Origin of the sequence: Rhizobium esperanzae, assembly GCF_002204185.1 — a bacterium.
Lineage (GTDB): Bacteria > Pseudomonadota > Alphaproteobacteria > Rhizobiales > Rhizobiaceae > Rhizobium > Rhizobium esperanzae.
In genome coordinates, this window is sequence record NZ_MXPU01000002.1 from 64,867 (window position 1) to 82,201 (window position 17,335).

General features: G+C 61.3%; 15 protein-coding genes, 1 pseudogene and 1 riboswitch. Of the genes and pseudogenes, 6 read left to right on the forward strand and 10 right to left on the reverse strand.

The window, feature by feature from the left end; all coding sequences use genetic code 11:
- Positions 1–7 precede the first annotated feature (7 nt).
- Positions 8–484 carry a chemotaxis protein CheW gene (locus B5E41_RS02615; protein ID WP_064707940.1) on the forward strand — a complete coding sequence of 159 codons (477 nt, stop codon included), beginning with the start codon at positions 8–10 and terminating at the stop codon, positions 482–484.
- 184 nt (positions 485–668) lie between these two features.
- Here the strand turns inward: B5E41_RS02615 and B5E41_RS02620 are convergent, their stop codons facing one another.
- From B5E41_RS02620 to soxR, 10 genes are all read right to left on the reverse strand, one after another.
- The gene (locus B5E41_RS02620) at positions 669–2,327 is read right to left on the reverse strand and encodes an OFA family MFS transporter (RefSeq protein WP_088390850.1); all 1,659 of its coding nucleotides are present in this window, start codon (positions 2,325–2,327) and stop codon (positions 669–671) included.
- Between the two features lie 180 nt (positions 2,328–2,507).
- On the reverse strand, positions 2,508–2,753 hold the full coding sequence (locus tag B5E41_RS02625) for a formate dehydrogenase subunit delta (RefSeq protein ID WP_064805366.1): 246 nt from the start codon (positions 2,751–2,753) through the stop codon (positions 2,508–2,510).
- Positions 2,743–3,567 carry a formate dehydrogenase accessory sulfurtransferase FdhD gene (gene fdhD, locus B5E41_RS02630; protein ID WP_088390852.1) on the reverse strand — a complete coding sequence of 275 codons (825 nt, stop codon included), beginning with the start codon at positions 3,565–3,567 and terminating at the stop codon, positions 2,743–2,745. Before fdhD ends, B5E41_RS02625 begins: the two co-directional genes overlap by 11 nt.
- Positions 3,568–3,640: 73 nt before the next feature.
- Positions 3,641–6,520 carry a formate dehydrogenase subunit alpha gene (gene fdhF, locus B5E41_RS02635; protein WP_088390854.1) on the reverse strand — a complete coding sequence of 960 codons (2,880 nt, stop codon included), beginning with the start codon at positions 6,518–6,520 and terminating at the stop codon, positions 3,641–3,643.
- Positions 6,521–6,586: 66 nt separating this feature from the next.
- Positions 6,587–8,143, reverse strand: a complete 1,557-nt coding sequence (locus tag B5E41_RS02640) for a formate dehydrogenase beta subunit (protein WP_088390856.1) — start codon at positions 8,141–8,143, stop codon at positions 6,587–6,589.
- Positions 8,140–8,619, reverse strand: coding sequence for a formate dehydrogenase subunit gamma (locus tag B5E41_RS02645; protein WP_011427054.1), 480 nt, complete (start codon positions 8,617–8,619; stop codon positions 8,140–8,142). The genes B5E41_RS02640 and B5E41_RS02645 overlap by 4 nt, the downstream gene beginning before the upstream one ends.
- A gap of 133 nt (positions 8,620–8,752) precedes the next feature.
- A complete protein-coding gene (locus B5E41_RS02650) occupies positions 8,753–9,646 on the reverse strand; it encodes a LysR family transcriptional regulator (RefSeq protein ID WP_011427055.1) in 894 nt (297 codons plus the stop codon).
- Between the two features lie 78 nt (positions 9,647–9,724).
- The gene (locus tag B5E41_RS02655) at positions 9,725–10,066 is read right to left on the reverse strand and encodes an ArsR/SmtB family transcription factor (protein ID WP_088390858.1); all 342 of its coding nucleotides are present in this window, start codon (positions 10,064–10,066) and stop codon (positions 9,725–9,727) included.
- Between the two features lie 103 nt (positions 10,067–10,169).
- The gene (locus B5E41_RS02660; protein WP_088391339.1) at positions 10,170–10,940 is read right to left on the reverse strand and encodes an SDR family NAD(P)-dependent oxidoreductase; all 771 of its coding nucleotides are present in this window, start codon (positions 10,938–10,940) and stop codon (positions 10,170–10,172) included.
- Between the two features lie 123 nt (positions 10,941–11,063).
- Entirely contained in the window at positions 11,064–11,534 is a 471-nt protein-coding gene (gene soxR, locus B5E41_RS02665) for a redox-sensitive transcriptional activator SoxR (RefSeq protein WP_088390860.1), read from the reverse strand.
- Between the two features lie 311 nt (positions 11,535–11,845).
- Positions 11,846–11,959, forward strand: a riboswitch (TPP riboswitch).
- 160 nt (positions 11,960–12,119) lie between these two features.
- Between soxR and B5E41_RS02670 the strand changes: the two genes are divergently transcribed.
- From B5E41_RS02670 to B5E41_RS02690, 5 genes and pseudogenes are all read left to right on the forward strand, one after another.
- Entirely contained in the window at positions 12,120–12,926 is an 807-nt protein-coding gene (locus B5E41_RS02670) for an ABC transporter permease (protein ID WP_088390862.1), read from the forward strand.
- On the forward strand, positions 12,923–13,735 hold the full coding sequence (locus B5E41_RS02675; protein ID WP_088390864.1) for an ABC transporter ATP-binding protein: 813 nt from the start codon (positions 12,923–12,925) through the stop codon (positions 13,733–13,735). The genes B5E41_RS02670 and B5E41_RS02675 overlap by 4 nt, the downstream gene beginning before the upstream one ends.
- Before the next feature lie 64 nt (positions 13,736–13,799).
- The gene (locus B5E41_RS02680) at positions 13,800–14,810 is read left to right on the forward strand and encodes an ABC transporter substrate-binding protein (RefSeq protein WP_088390866.1); all 1,011 of its coding nucleotides are present in this window, start codon (positions 13,800–13,802) and stop codon (positions 14,808–14,810) included.
- Between the two features lie 87 nt (positions 14,811–14,897).
- Positions 14,898–16,117: pseudogene (locus B5E41_RS02685) on the forward strand (acyltransferase family protein).
- A 167-nt stretch (positions 16,118–16,284) separates the two neighbouring features.
- Positions 16,285–17,022, forward strand: coding sequence for a sugar transferase (locus B5E41_RS02690; protein ID WP_088390870.1), 738 nt, complete (start codon positions 16,285–16,287; stop codon positions 17,020–17,022).
- The last annotated feature ends 313 nt before the right edge of the window (positions 17,023–17,335 follow it).

Below are 17,335 nucleotides of genomic sequence, written 5' to 3' on the forward strand. Positions count from 1 at the left end.
AATTCTAATGGCCACGATCAATTCCACTAGCTTCAGCGGCGATACGCTCGAGATCATTGCCTTCCGCCTGCATGATCAGGAATTTTGCGTCAAGACCACGACCATTCGCGAAATCCGCGGCTGGGCGCCTTCGACCCCGATCCCGCATTCGCCGGCCGATGTCATCGGCGTCATGAACCTGCGCGGTTCGGTCATCCCGATCATCGATCTCGCCTATAAGCTCGGCATGAAGAGCACCGTTGCCAACGAACGCAGCGCCATCGTGGTCGCTGAAGTTCACAGCATGGTCATCGGCATGCTCGTCGACCGCGTCTCAGATATTCTCACCATCTCGTCCAGCCAGGTCCAGCCGGTGCCTGAGGTGACCGCCTCCTTCGACCGCGCTTTCTGCGAGGGCATCATCGCTTCGGAAAACGGCATGATCTGCTTCCTGAACCTCGCCAAGATGTTCAAGGAAAACGAGACGGATGAACTGGCTGCCTGATCTGCCAGAACAATTGGATATCGAAAAACCGCCGTTCTCGGCGGTTTTTTATTGTTCGTCACAGGTAATTTAGGCCTACAGCGGTCGGTCTCGTCGGCGGGACCGGTCAACCGTTTGAGGAAATCGCCGCGCAAGCTGCGATAGAGCGCGCCGCCGCGGAAACCGGGCGGCGCAATTCGACCGCTCACCCGAAGAGGGCGAAAGTCGCCTTCAGCGTAACCCAGACACCCCAGAGCAGCGGAATGCCGACGACGGCCCAGGCCAGCTTCGCCTTGGCGTCCAGCCCGCCGGTGCCGATGCCGAAGGAGCCGGTCGGCCCGGCATTGACGGCCGCAGACTTCGCCTGCAGCGCCGCGACCTCGTCATCCCTCATGAACCAGTTGTCCGGAAGCGGCCTGACCAGCGCATTGGCGATGAGACCGAGCGCCAGCATGCCGGCAAGGATATACATGGTGCCGGTATAGAGGGCCGGACCAGGGGCAACGCCGGCGGCGATCTGAGCCTCGCGGATATAATTGACCACGACGGGGCCGACGATCCCCGCCGTTGCCCAGGCAGTCAGCAGCCGGCCGTGAATGGCGCCGACGAACTGCGTACCGAAGATATCGGCAAGGTAGGCCGGGATGGTGGAGAAGCCGCCGCCATACATCGACAGGATGATGCCGAAGGAAAGAACGAACAGCGCCTTGTTGCCCATGCCGGCGAAGGTGGGCGCCAGCGCATAAAGCGCAATGCCGATGAGGAAGAAGCAATAATAGGTGTTCTTCCGGCCGATCTTGTCGGACAATGACGCCCAGAAGAACCGTCCGCCGATATTGAAGAGCGACAGCAAACCGGCAAAACCGGCAGCGATCGTGGCGATCGATGCCTTCTGCCCTGCATCGAGTTGAGCGAAGCCGACATCAGGCAGGCCGATCAGCGAGCCGGCGAAGATTTCCTGCAGCATCGGCGAGGCCATGCCGAGAACGCCGATTCCGGCCGAAACATTGAGGCAGAGCACGGCCCAGATCAGCCAAAACTGCTTGGTCTTGTGGGCGTCGCGCAGATGCACGTGTCTGGTGGTGATCATCGTGCTCTTGGCCGCGGGCGGCGTCCAGCCTTCCGGCCGCCAGCCGGCCGGCGGGATGCGATAGCCGAAGGCGCCGCCCGTCATGAAGACGAAATAGATCGCCGCCATAACGATGAAAGTCTGCCAGACGCCGACCGATGTATCGGTCTTGAAGGTGTTCATCAGCAGGTTGGCAAGCGGAGCGCCGATCATTGCGCCGCCGCCGAAGCCCATGATCGCCATGCCGGTTGCCATGCCGCGCCGGTCGGGAAACCACTTAATCAGCGTCGAGACCGGCGAGATATAGCCGAGGCCGAGACCAATGCCGCCGATGACGCCGGCACCGAGCCACATCAACCAGAGCTGATGGGTAAGGACGCCGACGGCGGCAAGCACGATGCCGCCGCACCAGCAGCAGGCGGAAACGACACCCGCCTTGCGCGGGCCGGCCCGCTCCAGCCAACCGCCCCAGATGGCGGCCGACGAGCCGAGCAGAACGAAGAACAGCGTATAGATCCAGCCGAGATCGGCAATGCGCCAGTCGCAGGTGGTGGTGAAGAGCGCCGAGGCGAGGGTCAGATCGGGGCAGGCGGTCGAGGCCGTGATCCCGAGCGACTTGGAAAGCGGCAGCCAGAACACGCTGAAACCATAGGCCATGCCGATGCAGAGATGGATGGCAAGTGCGGCCGGCGGCACCAGCCACCTGTTGAAACCGGGCCTTGCGATGATCCTTTCGCGATCGAGCAGGCCTGAGCCCGCCATCGCTCCGTCAGTACGTGTTCCCGCTGCAGTCATGAACAACTCCTCCTTGTTTCAGACCTTGCTGTGATTGTAGCGTCGCCCATTTTCAAGCGCGCAAAGGACGCCGTAACACTTCCAACTTCTTGTTTTTTAAATCGATTAGATTTCGACGTATGCAGTAGCGCATGCGCAGGCAACTTGCTGCTGCCTCGCCTCCGCAGACGCCACTTTGAATTACCGGACCTGGTTTGCCTCCGCCTCCGGCTTGCGGATCATGGGAGCGGCCTGAAGCACCAGTGCATCCAGACCGTTCTCCTCTTTATCGAGAATTTCAAACAATTGCCGCCGCATGCGCGGCTCCCAGAATTTATTGATGTGCGTGGCGACGCCTTGCGCGGCCTCATTTTGCGGCTGGCTTTTGAAAAAGGTGGCGATCTGATTTGCCATATAGACAAGCTTGGTTTTGGTATCATGCGACATCGGCGATACTTCCGGGCGAGATGCGGTGCGGGTGTGTGAAAATCTCGAAATCTTCGCCGCGCACCAGCGCGACGAGCGTCATGCCGGCCGCTTCGGCCGTGCGGATGGCAAGGGCCGTCGGCGCTGAAATGGCGATGAGCGCGGGGCTGCCGAGGATCGCCGCCTTCTGCACCATTTCGACCGACAGCCGGCTGGTGACGACGACCGCGCCGTTTCCGCCGCTTTCGCCGGCGCGGATGACGGCGCCGCAGAGTTTGTCCAGAGCGTTGTGGCGGCCGACATCTTCGCGAACCGCAATCAGCCCACTGCCGGGAAGATAGAATCCAGCGCCATGTACGGCCCGCGTCTCCCGATGCAGCGGCTGCGCCTCGTTCAGAAGCGAAACAGCCCGAACGATATCCGCATGAGACAGCGCCAACGGCGATGTCGAGACATCGGGCACCGGCCGCACCGCCTGTTCGATCGATTCGATGCCGCAGAGCCCACATCCGACCGGTCCGGCCATGCTGCGGCGGCGCGCCCGCAGCCGATCGGCGACGTCGTCGGCAAGGCTGACCTGCACGTCGATGCCCTGCCCGCTCTCGACGATCTCGATGGCGGATATCTCCGCCGGCCTGGCGATAATTCCTTCCGTCAGGCTGAAGCCGACGGCGAAATCCTCAAGATCCGCGGGTGTCGCCATCATCACCGCATGCGAACTGCCGCCATAGGAAAAGGCGATCGGCACTTCCTCAGGCACGATGCGCGAACCGCTGTGCATGACGCCGTTGCGGCGGGCGGTTTCGGGAGCACGGGCGGTGGCGGGGAAAGTCATCGCAGACGCCTCCTCTTCTCCTCGAGGGGAGAAGGAAGGATCTCGCCGACAACGCCAAATCGCCCCGGCATCTTCACTCCGCCGCTTCGAGCTTGCCGGCGATGCGGCGCGATTGCCGTGCCTGCTCGTCATATTCGAGCTGCCAGTCGCTCGGCCCGTTCGACGGCGAGACCTGCACCGCCGTCACCTTATATTCCGGGCAGTTGGTCGCCCAGTCGGAAAAGTCGGTGGTGATGACGTTGGCCTGCGTATTGGGGTGATGGAAGGTCGTATAGACGACGCCCGGCGCGACACGGTCGGTGATCAGCGCCCGGAGCGTGGTGTCGCCGGAGCGGCTGGCGAGCTTCACCCAGTCGCCATCACGGACGCCGCGCTGTTCGGCATCGTGCGGATGGATCTCCAGGCGGTCTTCCGCGTGCCAGACGACGTTCTCGGTCCGTCGTGTCTGCGCTCCGACATTATACTGGCTGAGGATGCGGCCGGTGGTGAGCAGCAGCGGGAAGCGCGGGCCGGTGCGCTCGTCGGTCGCCACATATTCGGTGCGGATGAACTTCCCCTTGCCGCGGACGAAACCGTTGACATGCATGATCGGCGAACCGAGCGGGTTCTTCTCGTTGCAGGGCCACTGCACCGAACCCATCTTTTCGAGGTAATCGTAGGAAACAAGCGCGAAACTCGGCGTCGTCGCGGCAATCTCGTCCATGATCTCCGACGGATGGGCATAATTCCAGTCGAGCCCCATGGTCTGGGCAAGCTTCTGCGTCACCTCCCAGTCACCATAGCCATTGCGTGGCGTCATCAACTTGCGCACACGGTTGATGCGCCGCTCGGCATTGGTGAATGTGCCGTCCTTCTCGAGGAAGGTCGAGCCCGGCAGGAAAACATGGGCGTAGTTGGCGGTTTCGTTGAGGAACAGGTCCTGCACGACGACGCATTCCATCGCCGCAAGCCCGGCCGCGACATGTTTCGTATCCGGATCGGATTGCAGGATGTCCTCGCCCTGGACGTAAAGCCCTTTGAACGAGCCGTCGACCGCCGCATCGAGCATATTCGGAATGCGAAGGCCCGGCTCGTCGCTAAGCTTCACGCCCCAGAGCTTTTCGAAGATATCACGCGTCGCATCGTCGGAAATATGCCGGTAGCCGGGCAGCTCGTGCGGGAAGGAACCCATGTCGCAGGAGCCCTGCACATTGTTCTGGCCGCGCAGCGGATTTACGCCGACACCGGGACGGCCGATATTGCCGGTCGCCATCGCCAGATTGGCGATCGCAATGACCGTGGTCGAACCCTGGCTGTGTTCGGTGACACCGAGACCGTAATAGATCGCACCGTTGCCGCCCTTGGCGTAGAGCCTTGCCGCGCCGCGTAGATCCGCCGCCGGCACGCCGGTGAAAACCTCCGTCGCTTCGGGACCATGCTGCGGCTCGGCGACGAAAGCCGCCCAGTCCTCGAATTCCGACCAGTCGCAGCGCTCGCGGATGAATGTCTCGTCATAGAGCCCTTCGGTGACGATCACATGCGCCAGCGCCGTCATCACCGCGACATTGGTGCCCGGCTTCAGCGGCAGGTGGTAGGAAGCCTCGACATGGGGTGACCGGACGATATCGGTGCGGCGCGGATCGATGACGATGAGCTTCGCCCCCTGGCGCAGTCGCTTCTTCAGCCGCGAGCCGAACACCGGATGACCGTCCGTCGGGTTGGCGCCGATGATGACGACGACATCGGATTGTTCGACGCTGTCGAAATTCTGCGTTCCGGCCGAGGTCCCGAATGTCTGGCCGAGACCGTAGCCGGTCGGCGAATGGCAGACACGGGCGCAGGTATCGACGTTGTTGTTGCCGAAACCGGCGCGGACCAGCTTCTGCACCAGATAGGTTTCCTCATTGGTGCAGCGTGAGGAGGTGATGCCGCCGATCGCGTCGCGGCCATATTGATATTGGATCCGGCGGAACTCCGACGCCACATGGGCGAAGGCCTCGTCCCAGCTCACCTCCCGCCAGGGATCACTGACCTTTTCGCGGATCATCGGGTTGAGGATGCGGTCCTTGTGAGTGGAATAACCGTAGGCGAAGCGGCCCTTGACGCAGGAATGGCCGCGATTGGCCTGTCCCTCCTTCCACGGCACCATGCGCACCAGTTCCTCGCCGCGCATCTCCGCCTTGAAGGAGCAGCCGACGCCGCAATAGGCGCAGGTGGTGACGGCCGAATGCTCCGGCTGGCCGATCTCGATCACCGATTTCTCCGTCAGCGTCGCCGTCGGACAGGCCTGGACACAGGCGCCGCAGGAAACGCATTCGGAATCCATGAAATTCTCATGCATGCCGGGTGACACGCGGGAGCCGAAACCGCGCCCCTCGATCGTCAGCGCAAAAGTGCCCTGCACTTCCTCGCAGGCGCGCACGCAAAGCGAACAGACGATGCATTTGGAGGGATCGTAGGTGAAATAGGGATTGGACTCGTCCTTCGGCATCCATTTCAGATTGATGTCGCCGTTGCTGCGCGCCTTGACGTGATTGTCGCCCTCATAGCCGTAGCGCACGTCACGCAGGCCGACAGCGCCTGCCATGTCCTGCAACTGGCAATCGCCATTGGCAGCGCAGGTGAGACAGTCGAGCGGATGATCGGAAATGTAGAGCTCCATCACGCCGCGGCGGATATCCTTCAATCGTCCCGTCTGCGTGTGCACCACCATGTTTGCCGCAACCGGCGTCGTGCAGGAGGCCGGCGTGCCAGGGCGGCCCTCGATCTCGACGAGACAGAGCCGGCAAGAGCCGAAGGCATCAACCATGTCGGTGGCGCAGAGCTTCGGCACCTCGATGCCGGCTTCCATTGAGGCGCGCATGATGGAGGTGCCTTCCGGCACGCTGATCTGCTGCCCATCAATGGTGAGCGTCACCATGGTTTTGGATTTCGAAGCGGGAGTGCCGTAGTCGATTTCATGGATGAGAGACATGGTTGGCCTCCTGTAGGGAAATGGGATTGCGCAGGTCACGGCATGCGGCTGCAGCTTGAAAGATCATCACTCGGCAGCCTCCACGACGGGTGCCGGCACAAAATCTTCCGGGAAATGCGTCATGGCGCTCATCACGGGATAGGGCGTGAAGCCGCCAAGCGCGCAGAGCGACCCGAATTTCATGGTATTGCAGAGATCGCCAAGCAATATTCGGTTCTCCTCCGGCTCGATGCCGCGCGCGATCTTGTCGACCGTTTCGACGCCGCGCGTCGAACCGATGCGGCAGGGCGTGCACTTGCCGCAGCTTTCGACGGCGCAGAATTCCATGGCGAAACGCGCCTGCTTCAGCATGTCGGCCGTGTCGTCGAAGACGACAATGCCGGCGTGGCCGATGAGCCCGTCCTTGGCGGCAAAGGATTCGTAGTCGAAAGGCGTATCGAACAGCGCCCGCGGGAAATAGGCGCCGAGTGGTCCGCCGACCTGAACCGCCTTGATCGGTCGGCCGCTCCTCGTGCCTCCGCCGATCCTGTCGACGATCTCGCCGAGCGAAAGACCGAAGGCGGTCTCATAGAGGCCGCCATATCTGACATTGCCGGCAATCTGCAGCGGGATGGTGCCGCGCGAGCGGCCCATGCCGAAATCGCGGTAGAAGGCGGCGCCCTTGTCCATGATGACGGGTACCGATGCGAGCGAGATCACATTGTTGATGACCGTCGGACAGTCGAACAGGCCCTTATGCGCCGGCAGCGGCGGTTTGGCACGCACAATGCCACGCTTGCCCTCGAGACTGTTCAAGAGGGCCGTTTCCTCGCCGCAGACATAAGCGCCGGCGCCGGTGCGCACCTCGATATCGAAGGCGCGGCCCGAGCCAAGCACCGACGGGCCGAGAATGCCGGCCTGCCGGGCGATGCCGATCGCCTCGCTCATCACCGCGATCGCATGAGGATATTCCGAACGGGTGTAGACGAACCCCTTCGTGGCGCCGGTCGCAAGCCCCGCAATCGCCATGCCCTCGATCAGCACGAAGGGATCGCCCTCCATGATCATCCTGTCGGCAAAGGTGCCGCTATCGCCCTCATCGGCATTGCAGACGATATATTTGCGTTCGCCGCTGGCATCGAGAACGGTCTTCCACTTGATGCCGGTGGGAAAGCCGGCACCGCCGCGTCCGCGCAGGCCGGAATCCGTGACTTCCTTGACGATTTCGACAGGCGTCATCGAAACAGCCCGACGAAGGCCGGCAAGGCCGCCATGCGCCTCATAATCGCCAAGCGAAAGCGGGTCGGTGATGCCGCAGCGGGCGAAGGTCAGGCGGGTCTGTTCCTTCAGGAACGGGAGGTCTTCAACCTCCCCGAGACAGAGCGGATGATCGCCGCCATTGACGATGCCGGCATCGAAAAGACCGGACACATCCTTGGCCTTCACCGGTCCGTAGCCGACGCGCTTGCCGGCAAGCTCGACCTCGACCAGCGGCTCCAGCCAGAACATTCCGCGCGAGCCGTTGCGCACGATCTCGGCATCGAGGCCGCGGGCGACGATCTCCTGGGAAATCGTCTTTGCCACCTTTTCGGCCCCGAGCGCCAGCGCAGCGGCATCGCGCGGAACATATATCTTGACTGTCATCGGCGCGCCTCCGCAACGAGCTCCGTCGCCAGTTGATCGTCGAGCCGGCCATAAACCTCGCCGTCGAGCATTGCCGACGGGGCGCAGGCGCAGAGCCCGAGGCAATAGACCGCCTCCAGCGTCACGCTGCCGTCGAGCGTCGTCTGGTGAAAATCGATGCCGAGCAGCGCCTTGATGCGCTCAGCCAGCGCGTCGCCGCCCATCGACTGACAGGCCTCGGCGCGACAGAGCTTCAGCACATGCCGCCCGGCGGGGTGATCGCGATAATCGTGATAAAAGGTCATCACCCCATGCACTTCGGCGCGCGAGAGGTTCAGTTCCTCCGCGATCACGGGCAGGGCTTGCTGCGGCACATAGCCGAATTCCTGCTGAACTTGATGAAGAATGGGAAGCAGCGGCCCTTCAAGGGAGCGAAGGTCGGCGACAATGGAACGCGTGCGCGCTGCGATATCGCCTTCGGCGATATGAATGGTCATAAGGCAGCCCTCCCAGCCGCTTGCGTTGCGGAATGGCGCTCTCCACCGGCATGAGGCCATCCCCTCATGCAGCATCTCAGGGAAGCCGGCGACGATCAATAAAGCTATCTCGTGGATTGATAGGTTTTTTCTATCAGAGCTCTTCATCCCGCACGAGCACGCGCGCTTCATGCAGCAAGGCCGAAACGAGCGGCGTGAAGGGTTCGCGATAGGGCGCGACGAGGCCGACCAGATGGTGGGCCTCCGGCTCGACGATCGGAATCATGCGAATTTCTATTGGGAATCCGAATGATTTCGCGACGTTGCGCGGCATGATGCTTGCCCAGCGCCCGGTTCTGACATGCGAGAACAGCACGATCATCGAGTTGGATTCGAGAGTTGGATGTACGGTCGCGCCCGCTTCCGTCAGGTGCCGGTTGATGATGCGTCGGTTCTGCATGTCGGCGGTCAATAGACAAAGCCGAAGATCGCCGACCTCCTTCCAGGTCACGTTGTCGCGATCGGACAGCGGGCTGCCCGCAGCCGTGATCAGGTGATAGCGCTCGGCGTAGAGGGGAACACTGGTGACACGTCCGAGCGGCTCATTTTCAAGATAGGTGATACCGGCATCGATCTCGAGATTTTCGAGCATGCTCAGCACCTGCAGCGAGTTCCGCGAGACAATCGAGAAGGTCACTCCCGGATGTCGTTCCTGAAAGGGCGTGGTGATGCGCGAAAGCATGGCGAGCGCGGTCGGAATGGCAGCGAGGCGGATGTGGCCGGAAAGACCACGGCGGGCGGCGCGCATCTCTTCCCGCATGGTGCGGGCATCGCCGACGATGCGCCGCGCCCATTCAAGCACGCGCTGCCCCTCCGGCGTCAGCCCCTGAAACCGCGAGCCGCGCTGCACCAGCATGACACCAAGCTGATCTTCAAGCTGCCGGATGGCGGCCGAAAGTGTCGGCTGGGAAATCCCGCACTCCTCCGCGGCGCGGCCGAAATGCTTTTCGTTGGCAAGGGCGATGAAAAATTCCAGCTTGTCGATCATCCGGTCTCCCGATCCGGCGCGAAATCATCCGGATCGGCCTATCTTCGACGCAGCAACCGTGCTCCGCAAGGGCGGGTACTAATTGTTTTCTGCAGCCGGAAAAAGATCGAACAGCGATTCAAGGAAGGCAAGCACGCTCGTATTGCCGATACGGTAATAGACCAGCCTGCCCTGACGGCGCGTATTGACGAGACCTTCTAGCCTCAAACGCGCGAGCTGCTGCGAGACCATTGCCTGCTGAATGCCGAGGATGCTCTCGATTTCACCGACCGTCCGCTCCTCACTCGCGAGTATGCAAAGAATCAGAAGTCGGGTCTGGTGCGCCAGTGCCTTCAGCAGATCGCTCGCCTCACGAGCGTTTCCAGCGAGTTTGTGCAGTTCCTGACCGGACATTCCCGGCTCGGGCTTGGGCAATGGCATTCGACATCTCGGAAGGGAAGCGAAAAGGCAGATCAGCATAATAGCATATTCGCACACGCGAATTTGCCAAAAGTGATGAAATGTCAAAAAAGGTCTAACTAAATCAGCAGATAAGCTGGCCGCCATTGATCTCGAGGATCTGGCCGGTAATGTAGCCGGAGAGGGAGGGTGCCGCCAGGAACAGATAGGCCGGAGCGCAGTCCTCCGCTGTGCCCAGCCGCTGCAAGGGAATAGACTTTTTCGTCTGCTCCAGCTTTTCGCGGGAGGAATAGCGCTCATGGAAATCCGTCTCGATCGTTCCGGGCGAGACACAATTGACGCGGATACCATCCGGCGCGAGCTCGCGGGCAAGCGCCTTGGAATAGGTGGAAACGAAAGCTTTCGAAGCGGAATAGATCGAAGAACCGGGACTGCCGCCGGTCAGCGCGGAAATTGAAACGGTGTTGACGATGGCAGCGCCTTCCGCCGCCTTTAATGCCGGCAGCAGCGCACGCGTCAGCGCCACCACCGACGTCTGGTTCAAACGCACGATCGCCTCATAATCTGCGTCGGTCAGTGTGGCAGCCGGAAAACGGCCGAGCATGGTGCCGGCGTTGTTGACGAGCACATGTACCTTGTCGAAAAAGGCAAGCGCATTTTCGGCAAATTGCGCAGCGCCGCCAGCGGCGGTGAAATCGGCGTGCAGCAGCAGCGCCCGTCTTTCGGATTCAGCCGTCAGCAGAAAATCCGGCAGGTCCCGCCCCGGTTTGCGTCCGGTATGGACGATCACCTTCGCGCCGCAGTCCAGGAACTGCCGCGCCACTTCGAGGCCGATACCCCGCCCGGCTCCGGTCACGATGACATTGCGATTCTCGAATAGTTTCGGATGGAACACGAAGCCGTCCTCCTCGCGGACAAAGCCGCCTGTTGCGCCATTCGCCCTTAACATATGAGCGCGCCGGCCGAAAGAAAGGCGGCATCATCTTTTCGCCAGAGACTAAGGCTCTTCCCTGAAAGCTCATATTTCGATTTCGGTCTCCAGCAGCCGTGCGCCTGGCCCTTCCTCGCCGAGCCGATCGAAGGGATTGCGCAACGGACAGCTTTCGATCGACAGGCAGCCGCAGCCGATGCAGCCGGTCAGGCGGTCTCGCAGCAGGCTCAGCCGTCTGATTCGCGTGTCGAGCTCATCCTTCCAGCGCGCCGACAGCGTCTGCCAGTCGGCAACCGTCGGCGTGCGTCCCTGCGGCAGGGAGGCAAATGCCGTCTGGATTTCCGAAAGCGGAATGCCGACACGTTGCGCCACCTTGATGATGCCGAGCCGGCGAAGCACATCGCGTCCGTAGCGCCGCTGGTTGCCGCGCGTGCGGATACTCGAGATCAGCCCCTTGGCCTCATAGAAATGCAGCGCCGAGACGGCAAGACCACTGCGTTGCGCCACTTCGCCGACCGTCAGAAGCCTGCCGAGCGGTGTTGCAGAGATCCTATTCATCGCCTATTGACCTCAATATTAGTTGAGGTTTTATAACCCCTGCTCCCCCGGCCGTAAAGCGCGAGGCGCAGGAGGAACGACAGTGAGATCATCCCGTCGATACAAGCTGAATTGATGGCATCGGCGCTTGCCCGCCCCGCTCTGATCGCCCCTGCCGATATTGCCGCTGAGAGGCAAGCGCTCGGGTTCCGTTCCCGGCAGGTACGGAACCTCGGAAAACACCCGGACAGGACCTCGTCCGGGTGTTTTTTCATCTTCAATCCCTTTGCAATTTTGCGGTTGCGGCAAGAAAACCCCGATGATAGTTTTCGCCGAAATAACAGGGGAGCTCCGTGTCGCCGGGGCTGAGATGCGAGGCGCAAGCTTCCGGACCCTTCTAAGCTGATCTGGGTAATGCCAGCGGAGCGAGGTCCAAATGCATTCCGGCGCGCAAGTGTCACTCTACCCGAGGTCCGGCCATTCCGCCGGCATCCCTATCGATGCCGTCAAGGCAATCGCCCCGAATTGCGGCAGGCTGCGCATCGAGACCGATGCCCTCGACAGGTTTGCGCGCACGGCCCGACGAAAGCCTGAAATCGAACGCCGATGACATCGCCACGCCCATCGGATTCGCGTCTTGCGACGCTCTGTCTCGCCGTGTACCGGGCAATGCCCGCCTTGCTCGCAGGCTTTGCCTTTCTGGCGGCATGGGAACTCTATGTCGATCTTTCCGGCATCAAACCGTCCATTCTGCCGGCGCCTTCGCGCATCCTTGTCCAGGGCTGGCTGAACCGAGAGGGGCTGATATCAAACACCTGGCCGACGCTCGGCGCCACACTCGGCGGTTTCGCTCTGTCGCTCGCCTTCGCCTTCGCCTCTTCGATCCTGATGGATTTCATGCCCTTCATGCGCCGGGCAATGCTGCCGATCTTCATCGCCAGCCAGACTTTGCCGCTGGTGGCGATTGCACCCCTCGTCGTTCTCTGGTTCGGTTTCGGCCTTTTGCCGAAGATATTGCTGGTGGCGCTCGTCACCTTCTTCCCGCTGCTCGTCGCCCTGCTTCAGGGCTATGAGGCGACCGATCGCGACATTGCCGAGCTCTTGAATTCGATGAAAGCGAGCCGCTGGCGCATTTTCCGCCTGGCGCGGTTTCCCTCGTCGCTGCCCTATTTCTTCGCCGGCCTCCGAATCTCGATCACCTATGCCGTCGTCGGCGCAATCTTTGCCGAATATGCCGGCGCTGCAAGGGGCCTCGGCATTTATATCCTCAACGCCAAGAACAATTTCCGTCCCGACCTCGTGCTCGCCGCCGTGATCGTCAGCGCTCTCTTGACGCTCTGCCTCTTCGCGCTGACACTGGTTATCCAGCGTTTCGTCATGCCCTGGCAGCCATCCCAGGAGCGGCGCCGATGACCGATCAGATGCTTGAGCTGCGCAACATCTCGAAATCCTTCGACGGCATGATGGTTCTGAGCGACATTTCACTCACCGTCGCAAGCGGCGAGTTCGTCTCGATCGTCGGCCCATCCGGCTCCGGAAAATCGACCGTGCTGAGACTGCTGACACAGGCGCTGCGGCCTGATTCCGGCGCCATGCTTTTCAACGGTGCAGCACTGGAACAGACGCCGCATTCCTTTGCCTTCATGCCGCAACGCGATGCGCTGATGCCCTGGCGCCGGATCATCGATAATGCCGCGCTCGGCCTGGAAGTGAAGGGCATGAAGCGTCGGGCGGCCCGCGCCGCTGTCGCGCCCCTCTTCGAGCGGTTCGGCCTTGCCGGCTTCGAGCATCACTACCCCGCCTCTCTTTCCGGCGGCATGCGCCAGCGTGCGGCACTGCTGCGCACCGTCATCCAGAAACAGGACATGCTGCTGCTCGACGAGCCCTTCGGCGCGCTCGATGCGCTGACCCGCACACAGATCCAGGAGTGGCTGCAGGGCATGTGGACCGAACATCGCTGGACGGCGCTGCTGATCACCCACGATGTCCGCGAGGCCGTTTTCCTCTCCGACCGGATCTACGTGCTGTCTGCCCGTCCGGCCCGCGTCATCCGCGAATTTCGCGTTCCCCTGCCCCGCCCGAGAAGCATCGCCGATCTCGGTTCGCCCGCGGCCCAGGCAATCGAGACTGAGATCCTGAAAACCCTGCTGCATCCGCTAGAACAGGATGATATTAGGCCGGTCGGCCCAAAATCCGAATCCTGTTCCAATCTAAAGAGTTAGAGCCTGATGTCGTTCGAAAACCGGACTTTTCGGCGTCATGCTCTAAAGACCTGAGGAGGTCACCATGCCGCTTCTCACCCGCCGCCAGACGATTCTCGCCGCCATCGCAACAAGCCTCGCCGGCCGCGCCGCCTTTGCCCAATCGGCCCCCGCAAAGGTTCGCATCGCGCTCGACTGGACGCCCAACACCAACCACATCGGCATCTACGTCGCCAAGGCGAAGGGCTTCTACACGGCCGCCGGCCTCGATGTCGAAATTCTACCCTTTACCGACACCAGCGCCGGCACGCTGGTGTCGAACGGGGTCGCCGATTTCGGCATCAGCAGCGAGATCGAGGCACTGACCCAGCGGGCTGGCGGCGGTGACGTGAAGATGGTCTACGGCGTCGTCCAGACGGAAACCGCACGCCTGATCTTCAAGGGCGGGCGCGACGACATCAAGAGCCCCAGAGATCTCGACGGCAAGACCTATGGCGGCTTCGGCGGTACCTGGGAAAGCGCGCTGGTCTCGGCGATGATCCGCAATGACGGCGGCAAAGGCGACGTCAAGACCGTCACCCTCGGCACCTCCGCCTATGAGGCGCTGGACAATGGCTCGATTGATTTCACGCTGGAGATCTACACCTGGGAGGGCATCGCCGCCGAGCTGGAGAACCGGAAGATCAGCCGCTTCCATTATTCCGATTACGGCATTCCCGACGAGCAGACGACGGTCATCGTTTCCAGCGACGCTTATCTCTCGGCCAGTCGAGAACACGCGCGCGCCTTCATCCAGGCCACACGTCAAGGCTATGTCTACTCCATCGACCATCCCGACGGAGCCTGCGACCTGCTGATATCAGGAAGCAACGGTGCGCTGATGAACACGGAACTGGTAAAAGCATCTCAGAAGGCGTTGATCGAAGGCCATTTCCTGAGATCCGAGGCCGGGGTGATCGGCACCCTTGACCCGGCAAAGGCCGATGCCATCGGCGGCTTCCTGGTCGAGAACGGCATCCTCGTCGATGCGAATGGCGTCGTGCTCAAGAAGAAGCCGGATTTTTCCACCTATTATACCAACGAACTCCTCGGCTGAGCCCGCCCCGGCCTTGCCGACGCGGCCTTCCGCGGCAATGCTTCGGGCCTGGCGGTTTGAGCCGAATCGGGCAGGGCGGGGAACGACATGCGAGCACAAGACAGACTGGCCGGAGCCGACTTTCTGCGCGCGATGGCCTGCTTGTTGGTGCTCGCGCATCATCTCGCGCTCCGGCTGGATATGCGCAGAGTTCCGGACGAATTGGCGGCGACGGCAAACGTCCTCCGCTTCGGCAATTTCGGCGTCGCCATCTTCTTCGTGCTCAGCGGCTTTCTGCTTGCCCGCCCCTTCTGGCACGCTCTCAACGCCGGCGGCGCCATGCCGAACCTTGGGCACTACGCCATCCGCAGGTTGGCACGCATCGCTCCGGGCTTCTGGTTCGCCGCCAGCGTCAGCTTCGTCCTCAGCCTGACGCTGCTTGCCCTGCCGCTAACGCCGGAACTCGTCCTTCGCTACGTCTGCGGACTACTGTTCATGAGCCAGTGGCATTGGCGCACGTTTTTTCCCGTCGAAGCCGATGGGCCGCTCTGGTCCATTCCCTTTGAGGTGACCAGCTATGTGCTCCTGCCGGTCGGCTTTTTCCTGCTGTTTCGCTTGCCGCTGCTGCGGCGGCGTCCGTTCTTCGCCCGCGCCGCCTGGCTCGGCGTCATTGCCGTCGTCCTTCTTGCCCATCTGATGATCCTGAGGCTCTTTGCGCTGGACGATACCGGGCGGGGCTGGGCATATGGCCTGCAGGGCGGGGCGAAGGAATGGATGCCCAAATATAATCCGATCGGCTTCTTTGCCGTCTTCGCGCTCGGCGCGCTTGCCGCCGGCATCGAAGTGATGTTGCCCGCAAGACGCTCCTCCTGGTTGGATGCTGCGGCACTCCTCGCCCTTGCGGTTGCCGCTTACCGCCTCCTCATATCCCCCGGTGGCTCGGCCGAAGGTTACGGCTGGCTTGACATCCCCTATGGATTTCCGGTCTTTCCACTGGCGGTCGCAACAGCGCTCATTTCACTCAGCCATTCGCAGGGTTTGGGCAGGCTGCTTGATAACGCTCCTGTCCGCTACGTCGCCAAGATCTCCTTCGGCATTTATATCTGGCAGGAGATCATCCTGACATTGATCCAGAGACTCGACCCCGGCTCATTCGGGGCCTCCTCGGAGAATGTGGTCACCGGCTGGCTGCAATCCTGCGCACTGACGGCGGCGCTGGTTTTTCTGGTGGCAAGCCTCAGTTATTATCTGTTGGAACGACCGGCAATCGACTTGGGTAACCGCCTGACATCGCGCCGCCTGATCGGGCTACTCCTTTAAAAGTATAATTTCGAATACCACTCAACTAGAGGCATTAGGGTTAATGCGAAATACTCCCATTTTTGGCGTCTTTATGCTTACCGATTTCTTATTTATAACGATGACAAACCATACGTAAGCATGTATCTGTCTCCCCGCTGTTCAGTATCGCATCTAAACTTCTGGGCTTTGAGTAATGAATGCTTTTACTTCGAAGATAAGTTCACGCTTCGATTCGTCTCAGCGTCAGAACAAAATCCGGACCCTGGTTGTAGCGAACTCCAACATTCGCCAGCCGGACAGCTTTTCCGGTGTCGAGAGAAAGGCGGCTTTGCGATTGGCCGTAAAGCGGCTGATCGACATCGTCATCTCGGCCAGCGCTCTCCTCGTGCTGGCGCCGCTTTTCCTGGCAATCGCTCTTTTCATCAAACTCGACGATGGTGGCCCCGTATTCTTCCGTCAGATCCGTTGGGGCCTGAACGGCCGGAAGATCACCGTCTTCAAGTTCCGATCGATGCACACCGACGCTTGCGATCCCAGCGGCATCCAGCAGACCGTCAAGGGCGACAGGCGGGTGACCGGCATCGGTGCGCTGCTCCGCAGGACCAACATTGATGAGCTGCCGCAGCTTCTAAACGTCCTCAGGGGCGACATGTCCCTGGTCGGTCCGCGCTGTCATGCCATCAACATGCGCGCAGCCGGCAGGCTCTACGAAGAATTGGTGCCGAACTACCACCATCGCCACATCATGCGCCCCGGCATCACCGGCCTCGCGCAGACACGGGGCTGGCGCGGACCGACGACGCGCCCGTTGCAAGCCCGGGCCCGCATCGCCTGCGATATCTATTATGTCAGGAATTTCAGCCTGCTGCTCGATCTGAAAATTCTGTTCAAGACGCTGGTCATCGAGTTGCGCGGCGGCACCGGCTTCTAGTGAGAGTCTACCCGGTTCAAAGCATGGCGCGCAAAGATATGCGGCCACGAAAACGGTATGCGCAAAACAAAGCGCCTAAAGCGCGAGAGGCGAATCTGAAAGACTGCGACGCGCTTCAGCACATCGACCCAAATCAGAAAACACGATGGGTTTATTAAGGGCGGCAGCGCCTTTGCGCGCCTTGGAGACGGGCGGCGCAGCAAGTGTGGCCTCTCCGTTATAAGCCGGGCAAAAGCGGCTTTGAACGCCCCTCTTTCTTTCAAGCTCTTCGATGATGGCGCTTTGACCGCAAAAACAAAAAAGCGGCCTTCGA